This window comes from Streptomyces sp. MNU89, from assembly GCF_020982505.1.
In the GTDB taxonomy this organism is placed as follows: Bacteria; Actinomycetota; Actinomycetes; order Streptomycetales; family Streptomycetaceae; genus Streptomyces; species Streptomyces xinghaiensis.
In genome coordinates this window covers 958528-972619 of the sequence record NZ_JAJKLL010000001.1, presented here as the reverse complement: position 1 = coordinate 972619, position 14092 = coordinate 958528, and the positions used below count along the sequence as shown (strand labels likewise).

10 protein-coding genes and 2 pseudogenes are annotated in these 14092 nt (G+C 70.0%); 10 read left to right on the top strand and 2 right to left on the bottom strand.

Features of this window, described 5'->3' with window-relative positions:
• Positions 1-243: 243 nt before the first annotated feature.
• Together E4N63_RS04225 and E4N63_RS04220 are read left to right on the top strand one after the other, a co-directional pair.
• On the top strand, positions 244-3459 hold the full coding sequence (locus E4N63_RS04225) for a bifunctional cytochrome P450/NADPH--P450 reductase (RefSeq protein ID WP_125621533.1): 3216 nt from the start codon (positions 244-246) through the stop codon (positions 3457-3459).
• Between the two features lie 197 nt (positions 3460-3656).
• Positions 3657-4871 carry an MFS transporter gene (locus E4N63_RS04220; protein ID WP_125621532.1) on the top strand — a complete coding sequence of 405 codons (1215 nt, stop codon included), beginning with the start codon at positions 3657-3659 and terminating at the stop codon, positions 4869-4871.
• Positions 4872-5261: 390 nt separating this feature from the next.
• Here the strand turns inward: E4N63_RS04220 and E4N63_RS04215 are convergent.
• Positions 5262-5634 (bottom strand): annotated as a pseudogene (locus E4N63_RS04215) (transposase); the annotation flags it as partial.
• A 119-nt stretch (positions 5635-5753) separates the two neighbouring features.
• Between E4N63_RS04215 and E4N63_RS04210 the strand changes: the two are divergent.
• Entirely contained in the window at positions 5754-5939 is a 186-nt protein-coding gene (locus E4N63_RS04210) for a hypothetical protein (protein ID WP_185831051.1), read from the top strand.
• A 175-nt stretch (positions 5940-6114) separates the two neighbouring features.
• On the opposite strand, the gene E4N63_RS04205 is transcribed toward E4N63_RS04210, so the two are convergent.
• Positions 6115-6738, bottom strand: a complete 624-nt coding sequence (locus E4N63_RS04205) for a TetR/AcrR family transcriptional regulator (protein ID WP_125621530.1) — start codon at positions 6736-6738, stop codon at positions 6115-6117.
• A 201-nt stretch (positions 6739-6939) separates the two neighbouring features.
• On the opposite strand from E4N63_RS04205, the pseudogene E4N63_RS04200 reads away from it, so the two are divergent.
• The 7 genes and pseudogenes from E4N63_RS04200 to E4N63_RS04170 form a co-directional block, all read left to right on the top strand.
• A pseudogene (locus E4N63_RS04200) lies at positions 6940-7763 on the top strand (flavin-containing monooxygenase); the annotation flags it as partial.
• Between the two features lie 263 nt (positions 7764-8026).
• On the top strand, positions 8027-9355 hold the full coding sequence (gene glnT / locus E4N63_RS04195; RefSeq protein WP_125621528.1) for a type III glutamate--ammonia ligase: 1329 nt from the start codon (positions 8027-8029) through the stop codon (positions 9353-9355).
• Positions 9356-9388: 33 nt separating this feature from the next.
• On the top strand, positions 9389-10264 hold the full coding sequence (locus E4N63_RS04190; RefSeq protein WP_125621526.1) for a glutamine amidotransferase family protein: 876 nt from the start codon (positions 9389-9391) through the stop codon (positions 10262-10264).
• Positions 10252-10926, top strand: coding sequence for a glutamate synthase (locus E4N63_RS04185; protein ID WP_125621524.1), 675 nt, complete (start codon positions 10252-10254; stop codon positions 10924-10926). The genes E4N63_RS04190 and E4N63_RS04185 overlap by 13 nt, the downstream gene beginning before the upstream one ends.
• Positions 10927-11057: 131 nt before the next feature.
• Positions 11058-12377 (top strand): FMN-binding glutamate synthase family protein, encoded by a 1320-nt coding sequence (locus E4N63_RS04180; protein ID WP_125621522.1) that lies wholly within the window; start codon positions 11058-11060, stop codon positions 12375-12377.
• Positions 12374-13462: an FAD-dependent oxidoreductase gene (locus E4N63_RS04175; protein ID WP_230239922.1), complete on the top strand. Its 1089-nt coding sequence runs from the start codon at positions 12374-12376 to the stop codon at positions 13460-13462. Before E4N63_RS04180 ends, E4N63_RS04175 begins: the two co-directional genes overlap by 4 nt.
• A gap of 9 nt (positions 13463-13471) precedes the next feature.
• A complete protein-coding gene (locus tag E4N63_RS04170; protein WP_125621518.1) occupies positions 13472-14086 on the top strand; it encodes an XRE family transcriptional regulator in 615 nt (204 codons plus the stop codon).
• Positions 14087-14092: the final 6 nt, after the last annotated feature.

Sequence of the window (14092 nt, the reverse complement as noted above, 5' to 3'; positions counted from 1 at the left end):
TCGATCGTTTTGATCGATTGACCTTGTCGCTCGACAATGTCATTTAAACATGTCGAGCCCTGCCGTCAAGTGCCGGTCGGCCGCCGTTCGCCATCGCCCCTGACGCCTCAACCCCCGTTCTGGTTCCGTCGGTCGATCATGTCGGTCAACACAATCAATCGACATTGTCACTCGACAAGGTCGTGTGTATGGTTGCGGCAAGCGACAGCCACGACAGCCGGTGTGCGAACGAAAGGCATGCTCATGACCGATGTGACCCTGCGGGGAACCGAGCCGATCCCCATGCGCCCCGCTCTGCCCCTGGTCGGCCATGCGCTGAATATCCCCGGTGGCGCCGACGGGCTGCTCTACGTGATGAACGAGGCCAAGGAGCTGGGGCCGCTGTTCAAGATCCGAATCTTCGGCAGCGACATCCACATCGCTTCCGGTCTGGACCTCGTCACCGAGCTGGCGGACGAGAGCCGGTTCCAGAAGAACGTGCACCCCGACCTGGTGATTCTCCGGGCGATCGGCGGAGACGGCCTGTTCACCGCCTTCAATCACGAGCCCAACTGGCAGAAGGCGCACGACATCCTGATGCCGGCGTTCTCACTCGGCGCGATGCGCGGCTACCACGCGACGATGCTCAAGGTGGCCCGGGACCTGGTGGGCAAGTGGGACCAGGCGGCCGGGACGGAGCCCGTGGACGTCGCCGCCGACATGACGCGGCTGACCTTCGACACGATCGGCCTGTGCGGCTTCGGCTACGACTTCGAGTCGTTCGGCCGAGGGGAGGAGAACCACCCCTTCGTCACCTCCCTGGCGCGGGCGCTCGACTTCGCCCAGGCCAAGGGCGAGTCCATCCCCGGCCTGGAGGTGTTCAAGCGGAAGCAGACGGAGCGGTTCCGCGGCGACGTCACCCTCATGAAGGACCTGGTCGACGATGTGATCCGGCAGCGCCGGGCGTCCGGCGACCAGAGCACCGACGACCTGCTCGGGCGGATGCTGAACACCCGCGACACGGGGGGCGACCCCCTGGACGACGTCAACATCCGCAATCAGGCGATCACGTTCCTCATCGCCGGCCACGAGACCACCAGCGGGGCTCTGTCCTTCGCGCTCTACTACCTCGCCAAGCACCCCGAGGTGCTGGCCCGCGCCCAGGCCGAGGTGGACGCGCTGTGGGGCGACGAGGACGCCCCGGACCCCGATTACGGGGACATCGGCAAGCTGACGTACATCCGCCAGGTGCTCAACGAGGGCCTGCGGCTGTGGCCCACGGCGCCCGCGTACGCGGTGGAGCCGCTTGAGGACACGGTCATCGGCGGGAAGTACGCCGTGTGCAAGGGCGAGTCGATCCAGATCCTCATCCCGACGCTGCACCGGGACCCCGCCTGGGGCGACAACGTCGAATTGTTCGACCCCGACCGGTTCCTGCCCGAGCAGGAGGAGGCCCGCCCGGTCCACCTGTTCAAGCCCTTTGGCAACGGCGAACGCGCCTGCATCGGACGCCAGTTCGCGCTGCACGAGGCGACGCTGGTCCTCGCACTGGTGATCCACCGCTACCGCCTGATCGACCACACCAACTACCAGCTGAAGATCAAGCAGACGCTCACCATCAAGCCCGACGAGTTCACCCTCAACCTGGCCCGGCGCACCGCCGGCGAGCGCCGCCTGCCCGCCGTCGCGGCGAGCAGCGCGACCGCCAGCCAGGACCGGCCCACCGTGCGGCGCGTGAGCGGCACGGCGCTGACCCTGCTGCACGGCTCCAACCTGGGTACCTGCGCGGGCATCGCCCGCGATCTCCTGGCGGACGGCGACGAGCGCGGCTTCCTCCCGTCCATCGCGCCCCTTGACGACGCCGTCGGCAAGCTGACCGCCGACGCCGGCCCGGTGGTGATCGTCGCCGCCTCCTACAACGGCCGGCCCACCGACGACGCCGCCGAGTTCGTCCAGTGGGTCGAAGGGCTCGCGCCCGGCTCGCTCGACGGTCTCCAGTACGCCGTACTCGGCGTCGGCGACCGCAACTGGGCCGCCACCTACCAGCGCGTCCCCACCCTCATCGACGAGAAGCTGACCGCGGCCGGCGCCACCGCACTGCTGGGACGCGGCGCCGCGGACGCCTCCGGGGACTTCGCCGGCACGGTGGACCGGTGGACGGACGACCTGTGGACCACCCTGCTCGAACGGTACGGGGCCCCGGCGACGGCGCGCGAGGCGGAGCCGGACGCCGCCGAGCAGGAAACGGGGCTGTACGAGCTTGAGGACGCGACCGACTCCGTCATCGGCGGACTCGCGGCACGGCACGGCGTACAGCCCATGGAAGTGCTCGACGCGTACGAACTGGTCGACATGGACCACGAGTTGGGCCGCTCCAAGCGCTTCCTGCGGCTGCGGCTGCCCGACGGTGTCACCTACCGCACCGGCGACCACCTGGCCGTACTCCCGAGCAACCCTGACGAACTCGTCCGCAGGGTCGCCGACCGGTTCGCCCTCGACCTGGACCGCACCGTACGGCTGCGTGCCCGCCGCCGCAGCCGGGGCGCCCTTCCCGTCGACCGCCCGCTGACCCTGCGCCGCCTGCTGACCGACTTCGTCGAACTGCAGGACGCCGCCACCCAGGAGCAGATCGCCGTGCTCGCCGAGCACACGGCCTGCCCGCCCGAGCGCCGCCCCCTGGCCGAACTCGCCGGGGCCGACCCCGACACCTTCCGCGAAAAGGTGACAGCGGCCGGACACAGCGTCCTGGACCTGCTGGAGCGCTACCGCGCCTGCGAACTGCCGTTCGAACGCTTCCTGGAACTGCTGCCGGTGCTGCGCCCGCGCCACTACTCGATCTCCTCGTCCGCCGACGCGACGCCCGGCGAGGCCGACCTGATGGTGTCGCTGCTCGCCGCGCCCCACCGCGCCGGCGAGGGCACGTTCCACGGCATCGCCTCGCACTATCTCCAGAACGTGACGGCAGGTGACACCGTCCAGGCCAGGGTGCTTCCGTGCAGTGAGGACTTCCGCCTGCCCGAGGACCCGTCCGTACCGGTCATCCTGGTCAGCGCGGGCACCGGCCTCGCGCCTTTCCGTGGCGCCGTTCTCGACCGCCACCACGCCGGGTCCACCGGAACGCTGCTGTGCTACTTCGGCTGCGACCACCCCGACGTCGACTACCTGCACCGCGAGGAGTTCGAGGCCGCCGAGGCCGCCGGAGCCGTCAGCATGCGTCCGACCTTCGCCCACGCACCGGAGAACGGCGCCCTCTTCGTCCAGGACCGCATCGCGCGGGAGAGCGACGAGGTCTGGGCCGCGATAGAGGCCGGCGCACACGTCTACGTCTGCGGAGACGGCCGCCGCATGGCCCCCGCGGTGCGGGAGGCGTTCATGGCGATGTACCGCACGTACACGGGCGCGGGTGACGAGGAGGCCACCAAGTGGCTGGCCGCTCTCGCCGAGTCCGGCCTCTACGTCGAGGACGTCTGGGCCGGCTGAACCCGGCTGAACCCGCCGTTCCTTCTCGCCTGGCCACGGGTGCCCCGACGCACCCGTGGCCCGCGTGTCCGGCAACGCATTCCGAAGAATTCCGCCCCAACTGGTGAGGTTTTCATGCTTGTTGCATGCTCGGCGGCCCGCCGAGGCCCCGTGCCCGTCCCCTCCTTCTCGCAGCCCTTCTCACAGCGGGGGTGCCGGTGAAGGCGCAGAAGGCCTCCGTCCTGACCTTCGGCGTGGTGGTGGCGCTCATCGCCGGAGTGACTCTGGGCAGCGGCGGAGCGAACGTGATGCCCGTCTTCGTCGACGACTTCGCGTCCCGTTTCTCTCTATCGGACTCCAGCGCAGGGCTGGTGGCCGCGACTCAGCTGATGGCGACCGCGGTCGGCACCCTGCTGCTGGCCAAGCGGGCCGCCCGACCAGGACGTGTACGGATGACCCGACTCGGCCTGCTGCTCGCCGGGCTCGGCTTCCTGGGCGCCACCGCGGCGACCGACATCGTCAACCTGATGGTGGCGAACCTGGTCATCGGCGCGGGGCTGGGAGCGGTCTACGCCGCTGCCACCGCCTCACTCGCCGCCACCGACGACGCCGACAAGGCATCCGCGGTCACCATCTCCGGCACGGTCTGCGTGACAGCGCTGCTGATCATGGCGGTGCCCGCGGCCAACCACGACCTGGGCGAGGGCACCGGCTTCCTGCTCATGACGGTGTGCTGTGTGCTCGCCTGGCCGCTGGTGCGCGGGCTTCCGGACGGTCCTGCCGGGACGGGCGCGGGTCCCGCGGACGAGGGAGGCAAGGCCGGGGCGGTCGGCAAGGACGGGGAGGTCGGGACGCGCCCCGCGCTGCTCCTGCTGTGCGGCACGGCGCTGCTGTGGGCCGTCACCCAGGGCGCGTGGTCGTACGCCTCGGTCCTGGGCCGCCAGCACACCGGTATGTCGCACACGGCCGTGTCCGCCGTCCTCGCCATCTCGAGTGTGGTGGCGCTCGCCGGAGCTGTGGTCGGCCCGCTCGCCGCGCGGCGACTCGGGCGTATGCGGTCGATGGCCGCCTTCGTCGGGGTACAGGCCCTCGCGATGGCCGTGCTGATCACCACCCACGACCCCGTGCTGTTCATCGTCGCGGCCGTCGTCTGGCAGGCCTGCCAACTCGCGGTGCTGGTGCAGATGCTGGCCGCCGCCGCGGTCATCGACCCGACCGGCCGCCTGGTGGCGTCCCTCAGCGGGGCGGGCGCGCTGGGCACCGGCCTCGGGCCGCTCGCTGTCGGCGCCGTGCTTGACGGGGCGGGAGCAGGCGTCCTCGGTGTTGTCCTCGCGCTGGGCACATTCGTCGCCTCACTGCCCCTGCTGAGGATGACGGTCGCCAGCGCGGCGGCGTCCGATGAACCGCAACTGCGGAAGGCGCCCATGGCCTGACGGGCGGGGGCGCCGGGACGCGCGCGTCGGCATCCGTTCCTCACCGGTACAGGCCGGTGCTCCGGCCGTCGAGGTTCTTCGGGTCGGTGGCCGGGCTGCCGCTCACCGCGGCAGAGGGCAGTGGTGGTTGGGGCCGGCCGGACCGCGTCCTGCCCGACCTGGACGCGGGACCACACTGGAGGAGCGGAGGGAGGCCCGTCCGGTCTCCTGAACCGACCCCGCACCCGAGAGGACGAGGCCCCGGCCCGAGCGGTTGACACCGCCTGGCTGGGGCCTCGTCCTTGTGCATGTGTTTGTGCCGGGGACGCGCCGAGGCCGGCCGGCGTCGGGTGACGGCGGCGGCCTCGATCGAGGGCGGTGGTCGGGTCAGACACCCCATGTCGTTTGGTGTCAAGCGGCAAGGGGGTGGGCGTGATGCGACCAGGCAGTTGCTTCGTCGTAGAGAGTGCGGGTTTTGAGCATCCGTGGAGGATGCCGACGAGGCGGTTGCCGAGCTGGCGGAGAGCGGGGTTGTAGCCGATCTCGCGGGTGCGTTGCTTGGCGTAGTAGCGGCGGGCGCCGGGTGAGGCCCGCAGGGCGGAGAACGCCTGGGTCTGCAACGCGTCGGCGAGGCGGTTGTCGCGGACGTAGCGGGCCTGGACGGTGTGGCTCTTGCCGGAGGCCCGGGTGATGGGACTGGTGCCGGCGTAGTTCTTGCGGGCCTTCGCATCGGCGTAGCGGGGGGATCGTCTCCGAACTCGGCGAGCACCCGGGCGCCGGTGACCTCCGCGACCCGGTAGCCGGAGGCGATCAGGGCCTGCACCCAGGAGCCGCGGTCGGTCTCGGTCCCGACCACCACCGCAGCGGCGTCCGGGTGCTCACCGCCGTGCTTCGTGACGGCTCGTGCAGCTTCGCGATCCCCTCCACGCCCTCAAGCAGCCTCGCCACGGCCAGTTTCCGGCCTGCCTCGTCCTGGACCTCGACATCGTGATGGTCTTCGGCCCAGACATCGCCGATCAGCAGCAACTCGTCCTCTTGGTCAGGTCCTTCGCTCCTTGCAGCCTGCGGAAGGCGCGGCACGCGGCCTAATGGATCCAGTGCTCACGCCCCACTGCACGGCGGGCACGCCACCCCATCAACGGTCTGGCCTCCCGGCCGACCAGCAGGGGCACGGTCTGACTCCGGAAGTCACATGCTTCAGGCAGCGAAAGTGCTCACCTGCTGGCGGCTACGGCACCGAGTCTCGCCGACCCGGCAAGTCCCATTAGGCGGTGGGTACGGCCACCAGGTCCAGTCGGCCGTCGGCCAGGGCCACGATGGTGGAGACCAACACCTGCAGGCCGGTCAGTTCGGCTTCCTGGTCGGGCAGGGAGAGGTGCTGCATCGTGAGCCCGTCGAAGCCGGCGAGGAAGAACCGGGCGATGGCCTCCGCCGGATGGGCAAGGGCATGGCCGGTGCGGTCGGCGGCCTCCGCCACCAGCTTCGTCGTCACCTTCGTGACCTCGCGGTGGTGGCTCTCCAGAGCCTCGCGCAGGTGCGGTGTCCGCAGCGCGAACATGGCCAGTTCGGTGAGCAACTGGTGGCTCGCCGGTGTCTCGTGCACCGTGCGCCACAGTGCGGCGGCCAGTGCGGCGACCGTCTCCTCGAAGCCCGCGTCCGCAGGCGCGGCCCGCTCGACCTGGGCGACCAGCTCCTCGGTGAGCTGTTCCATGACGGCCTTGTACAGATCTTCCTTGGTGCCGAAGGTGTAGTGCACCGTCGCCTGGGCCACGCCGAGCTCGGCGGCGATGGCGCGGGTGCTTCCGGCGGCGATGCCCTCCCGGGTCATCAGGTCGATCGCCGCCTTGATCAGCTGAGGGCGGCGTTCAGCCGCGGAAACATGTGCCATGAGGACATCATACCGACTTAGTCCATTGATCCAGTCGATCGATCATATCGATTGGGTCGACTGCGACGGCCGCCCGCTGCGGTCCCCTCTGTGGCCGCACAGGTCATTTCCTGCCCGACGCCGGGTGCGTAGGTTCCCGGCAACGCCTGCGAGGAGTGCGGGCGAACGCCTCTGAGGCGTGAGGGAGAAGGAGGTCGAACAATGAGTGAAACCCGGCATGACACGTGCGTCATCAGGGCGGGACCCGCGGGGCCGGCGGTCGCGAGGGCGCTGGCGGAGCGGGACCTGCCGTACATGCACCTTGAGCGGCACGCCCGGCTGGGAGGGCTCTGGGGCATGGACGATCCCGGCAACCGATGTACGAGTCGGCCTACTTCAACTCCAGCAGGACCCTCACGGCCTTCGGCGGCTGTCCGATGCCGGACCACTGCGCGGACTGTCCCTCGCACCGCGGCATCCTGTCGTACCTGACGTCCTTCGCCGAAACGTACGGGCTGACGGACCGGATCGAGTCCGGTGTCGAGGTCCGTGGCGTGGAGAAGAACGCTGACGGCACCTGGACGGTTACCTGGGCTGACGGGCAGGAGACCGTCCACGGCCAGGTCGTGGTGTGTCCCGGGTCGCAGTGCTACCCCGACATCCCTGATGTTCCGGGCGACTTCACCGGAGAGATCAGGCACAGCGTCGACTACCGGAGCGCGGATGAGTTCCGGGGCAGGCGAGTACTGGTGGTGGGGGCGGGCGCCTCCGGCTGTGACATCGCGTGCGACGCCACCCGGACCGCGGGCCACGTGGTGATCAGCATGTGCCGCGTTTACGGGTTCATTCCCAGGCACGTCTTGGGCCGTGCGGCGGACACCCCTGCCGACGGCGGGCCGAAGCTTCCCGTGTGGCTCGCGCAGAAGGCCTTCGGTCCCCTGTTGAGGATCCTGAACAGCGACGTGACCTGCCTGGGCCTCCAGAAGCCGGACCGCAAGCTGTTCGAGACGCATCCCGTGGTGAACTCCATACTGCTGCACCACCTGCTCATGGCGGCTGCTGACGACCGGAAACGGCTCGTCGTGCTCGTATCGGTCAAGAACGAAGGCAGAGCCATAAGAAAGACGGTGCATCAGGGCCGGGTTCCGCCTCCTCGGGGGCGGGGCCCGGCCCTTCGGTCTGCACGGACCTGCCACTGGCTTACGGGGACCTTCCACGGCGGAAATCTCCCTGCAACGTCAAGCGTGTCTACTCATATGCAACAACGATTCACCACAGTGGACATCCGGTATCGAGCAGGGAGGGCCCCATGACGACCGACCCCGAAGCGGACAACCCCGATCTCGCCGAGCTGGTCCGCGCCGACGGCATCGAGTTCGTGCTGGCCGTCTTCGTCGACCTGACCGGCAAGCCGTGCGCCAAGCTCGTCCCGGCCCAGGCCGTCGAGGAACTCCGCGACGAGGGCGTCGGGTTCGCCGGGTACGCGGCGGGCGCGCTCGGCCAGCAGCCCAGCGACCCCGACGTCATCGCCCGGCCGGACGTCTCGTCGTACACACCCGTCCCGTTCATCAAGCCCGGCCTCGCCCTCGTCCACTGCGACCCGTACGTGGAGGGCGAACCCTGGCTGTACGCACCGCGCGTCATCCTGCGCAGGCTGCTGGAGCGGGCGGCGGCGCAGGGGCTGTCCCTGTCGGTGGGTGCCGAGGTCGAGTACTTCCTCGTCAACCGGGACGAGCACGGCGTGCTCCGCGTCGCCGACACCAAGGACACCGCTGCCCAGCCCTGTTACGACGCCCGCGGGCTGACCCGCATGTACGACCACCTCACCGCCGTCTCCAGTGCCATGAACTCCCTCGGCTGGGGCAACTACGCCAACGACCACGAGGACGGAAACGGCCAGTTCGAGCAGAACTTCAAGCACGCCGACGCCCTCACCACCGCCGACCGGGTCATCACCATGAGGTATCTGGTCTCCGTGCTGGCCGAGCAGCGCGGCATGACCGCCACGTTCATGCCGAAGCCGTTCACCGACCGCACCGGCACCGGCATGCACCTGCACATGTCGCTGTGGCGGGGAGGGGATCCCACCTTCCCCGACGCCACGGACGGGCGAGGACTGGGCCTGTCCCCGCTCGCCTACTCCTTCGTCGCCGGGATCGTCGAGCATGCGCGGGGGCTGCAGGCCGTCATCGCGCCGACGGTCAACTCCTACAAGCGCACGGGTGCGGTCTCCACCCGCTCCGGCGCCACCTGGTCGCCGCGCCTGGCGGGCTACGGCGGCAACGACCGTACCCACTTCGTCCGTGTCCCCGACGGCAACCGCATCGAGCTGCGCGGCGGAGACGGCGCCGCCAACCCCTACCTCGCCGCTGCCGCCGCCCTCGCCGCAGGCCTCGACGGCATCGAGCGCGGCCTCGACCCGGGCGAGCCCGGCGCGGCCGGCAAGGGCCCGGAACTCCCGCCCACCCTGCTGCACGCCGTGGAGGCGCTGCAGGCCGACGACGTGATCAGCGGCGCGCTTGACGCGGTGGGCGCCGGGGTGAGCCGGTACTTCGCGGACCTCAAGCGCGAGGAGTTCTTCGACTGGCACGCCACGGTCGGCCCCTGGGAGCTGGACCGCTATCTGACCGCCTTCTGACCATCATCCGATCGCCTTCTGAAGGGACTTGAGATGTGCGGAATCGTGGGGCTCCATCTGCGTGAGCCCGCACTCGAACCACGACTCGGCGAGCTGCTGACCGCGATGCTGGGGCAGGTCGTCGAGCGCGGCCCCGACTCGGCAGGTGTCGCGGTCTACGGTGATCCGCGGCTGTCGCCAAAGGGGCGCGCCGTCGTCTCGCTGCTCGGCGTCACGCCGGCCGAAGCCGAGGCGGCGCTGCCCGGTGCGGTGGCCATCGGGGCCGACGCCACCACGGTCGTGCACGCGGAAGTGTCGATCACCGGCCTGCTCGCGGTCGTCGCGGATGCGCTGCCGCACGCCACCGTCATCGGCTCCGGCACCGACATGGCCGTACTCAAGGGGACCGGAAATCCGGCGGAGTTGGCCGAGGGCTTCGGGCTGCCGACCGTCACCGGCCGGCAGGGCGTCGGCCACACCCGCATGGCCACCGAGTCCGCCGTCACCCCCGAAGGCGCCCACCCCTTCTCCGTCGGCCCCGGGCAGTGCCTCGTGCACAACGGGTCCTTCGCCAACCACGCCACCATCCGCCGCGAACTGCGCGCCCAGGGTGTGGAGTTCGACAGCGAGAACGACTCCGAGGTCGGCGCGCGCTTCGTCGCCCACCAGCTGGAACAGGGCGCCGACCTGGAGAAGGCGCTGCGGCTGCTGTGTGAGCGGTTCGACGGCTTCTACACGCTGCTGGTGTCCACCAGCGACTCCTTCGCCGTCGTCCGCGACGCCATCGCCTGCAAGCCGGCGCTGGTCGCCGAGACCGACGCGTGGGTGGCGATGGCCTCCGAGTACCGGGCGCTGGACGTCCTGCCGGGCATCGGAAACGCCCGCATCTTCGAACCCGAGCCGGAAGAGGTGTACGTATGGCGACGCTGATCGACCTGGCCGAGACCCCGGTGCGGGAGCTCAACCAGGCTCTGCACGACCAGGGCGCGACCGCCTGGCGGATCCTCAACCCCCGTGGCGCACACGCCGTGGCCTGCGGCATCCGGGAGGATCTCGCCGTCGACATCGAGGGGCACGTCGGTTATTACTGCGCCGGCATGAACCAGCGCGCCACGGTCACCGTCCACGGCAACGCCAGCACCGGAGTCGCCGAGAACATGATGTCCGGCACGGTGCGCGTGCGTGGTAATGCGTCCCAGTCGGCCGGGGCCACCGCCCACGGGGGGCTTCTGGTCATCGACGGGGATGCGTCTGCGCGGTGCGGTATTTCCATGAAGGGCGTGGACATTGTTGTCGGCGGCAACGTCGGTCATATGAGTGCGTTCATGGGGCAGGCCGGGCGGTTGGTGGTCTGTGGTGACGCAGGGGATGCGCTGGGGGACTCGTTGTACGAGGCCCGGATCTACGTCCGCGGCACGGTGAAGTCCCTCGGCGCGGACTGTGTCGAGAAGGAGATGCGGGCCGAACACTTCGCGGAGCTGGTCGAGTTGCTCAAGGCCGCAGAGCGGGACGAGGGCCCTGCCGAGTTCCGCCGGTACGGGTCGGCGAGGGCGCTGTATCACTTCAAGGTCGACAACACCGCTTCGTATTAGCTCCGCTGGGAGGACGTTATTTGTCTGCGGGCCGGTTGTGGCGGTCGCGCCCACGCGGCGGAGCCGCACATCCATACAGCCCCGCGCCCCTAAAAGAGGCGCCACACCCCCGCTCTGTAAGGAGTTGAACCTTGGAACCCGCATCCCATGGCCTGCGTGAGTCGGCCACCTTCGATCGTGCCACCATTCACGCCATTCAGCGTGCCGCCGAGACCGGTATCTATGACATTCGCGGTTGGGGGGCCAAACGCAGGCTTCCGCACTTCGACGACCTGTTGCTGCTCGGCGCCTCCATGTCCCGCTATCCGCTGGAGGGTTACCGCGAACGCTGCGACACCGACGTGGTCCTCGGCACCCGGCATGCGAAGCATCCCCTGCGCCTTGCCACTCCCGTCACCATCGCCGGCATGAGCTTCGGTGCCCTGTCCGCCCAGGCCAAGGAGGCTCTCGGACGCGGTGCCAGCGAGGTCGGGACGTCCACGACCACCGGCGACGGTGGTATGACGCCGGAGGAGCGCGGGCACTCCAAGCACCTCGTCTACCAGTACCTGCCGTCCCGTTACGGCATGACCCCCGATGACCTGCGTGCCGCCGACGCCATCGAGGTGGTTCTCGGCCAGGGCGCCAAGCCCGGCGGCGGAGGCATGCTGCTCGGCCAGAAGATCACAGAACGGGTCGCAGGGATGCGCACGCTGCCCATAGGCATCGACCAGCGCAGTGCCTGCCGCCACCCCGACTGGACCGGTCCCGACGACCTCGCCATCAAGATCCTGGAACTCCGTGAGATCACGGACTGGGAGAAGCCGATCTATGTGAAGGTCGGCGCGACCCGGACCTACTACGACGTGAAGCTGGCCGTGCACGCGGGCGCGGACGTCGTGGTCGTCGACGGCATGCAGGGCGGCACGGCAGCCACCCAGGACGTCTTCATCGAACACGTCGGCATCCCCACCCTGGCCGCCCTGCCCCAAGCCGTGGGCGCCCTGCAGGAGTTGGGCGTGCACCGCGAGGTCCAGCTGATCGTCTCCGGCGGTATCCGGGGCGGCGCCGACATGGCCAAGGCCCTCGCGCTCGGCGCGGACGCGGTCGCCATCGGCACGGCCGCGCTGATCGCGCTCGGCGACAATCACCCGAAGTACGACGCCGAGTACCGTGAACTCGGCTCCGCGGCGGGCTACTTCGACGACTACCAGGACGGCCGCGACCCGGCCGGCATCTCCACCCAGGACGAGGAACTGTCCGCCCGCCTCGATCCGGAGGAGGCCGGCCGCCGGCTGGCGAACTACCTGCGCGTGATGACCATGGAGGCCCAGACCCTCGCCCGCGCCTGCGGCAAGGCGCACCTCCTGCATCTCGAGCCCGAGGACCTGGTTGCCCTTACCATCGAGTCCGCCGCCATGGCCCGCGTCCCGCTCGCGGGCACCAACTGGATCCCCGGGGAGGGCCTGTGATCGCCGTCGTAGGTGCCGGACTGATGGGCGCGGCCACCGCCTGGCAACTCGCCCGGCGCGGCCACGAGGTCACGCTCATCGAGGCGTACAACATCGGCCACAAGCACGGCAGCTCGCACGGCAGCTCACGGATCATCCGGCGGGCATACGCCGACCCCTTCTACGTAGGGCTGACCGGGCAGGCGTACGAGCAGTGGCGGGAACTGGAGGTCGACAGCTCAACTCCCTTGCTGCGCAGGACCGGTGGCCTCGACATGGGCAAGAACCGCGACCCGAAGGCGATCGCCGACCTTCTTGCCGCTGCCCGCGTGCCTCATGAACTCCTCGGCCCGGAGGAGGCCGCGGAGCGCTGGCCGTACATCCGCATCACGGGCCCGGTGCTCTACCACCCGGACGCGGGTGTGGTTGACGCCGACCAGACCGTCGCGGCCTGCGTACGGCGGGCGATCGAGCACGGTTCGCAGGCGATCATCGGTGCGCGGGTCACAGGCATCGAGGTCCAGGGCGGCGAGCGGGTGCTCCTGCGCACCGACGACGGACGCGAGGTCGTCGCGGACACCGTGGTGATCGCCGCGGGCGCCTGGCTGCCCGAGCTCGAACTGCCCGTCCCGCTACCGCCGTTGGAGGTGACCCAGCAGCAGGTCTTCCACTTCCGGCAGCGGGATCCGTCCGTCCAGTGGCCGACGCTGATCTGGGACGGGGCGCTGCATCTCTACGGACTGCCGTCGGGAAGCGACGGCGGCCCGCTGCCCACGGTCAAGGTCGCCGAACACGACCGTGGCACCCCCACCACCGCCCGCACCCGCAGCGGGGTCGTCGATCCGTCGTCGCGGACGCGGGTGAGCGGCTTCGTCCGCGACCGTCTCCCGGGCCTCGATCCCGACCCGACCGCGGAAGCGACCTGCCTCTACACCACCACCGCCGACGAGGACTTCGTCCTCGACCGCCACGGGCCCTTCGTCGTCGTCTCCCCGTGCTCCGGACAAGGCGCGAAGTTCGCCCCGCTCATTGGCGCGATGGCGGCCGACCTCGCGACCGGCCGCGCCGAGCCCCACTCCCGATTCCGGCTGGGGCGCTCGGCATAGGATGCGCCGGTGACCGAGCACCCCGAACCCGCAGCGGCAGCCGACGACAAGGCCCTGGAGCGCATCATCGCGGTCCGGGCCCGTGAGTACCGGCAGGCGGCCGGGCTCTCGGTCGGCGAGATGGCGCAGCGGGTCGGCATCTCCAAGGCCATGCTGTCGAAGATCGAGAACGCCCAGACCGCGTGCAGCCTCACCACCCTCTCCCGGCTCGCACGCGGTCTCGACGTGCCGGTCACCGCCCTGTTCCGCGGCATGGACGACGAACGCGAGGCGGTCTTCGTGCCCGCCGGACACGGCGCGCGGATCGTGCGGCGGGGCACCAAGATCGGCCACGAGTACGCCCAGCTCGGGTCCCTCCGCGGCGCCCACAAGCGCATGGACGCCCTGCTGGTCACCCTCACCGAGGAGAGCGAGGTCTTCCCGCTCTTCCAGCACGCCGGCACCGAGCTCCTCTACATGCTCGAAGGTGTCATGGTCTACGGCCACGGCAAGTCCAGCTACACCCTGCGCCCCGGCGACGCCCTCCAGTTCGACGGCGAGGCCCCGCACGGGCCCGAGCGGCTGGTCGAACTGCCCATCCGCTTCCTTACGGTGACGGCGTTCGGGGACAGCCCGCACCACTGAGCCATT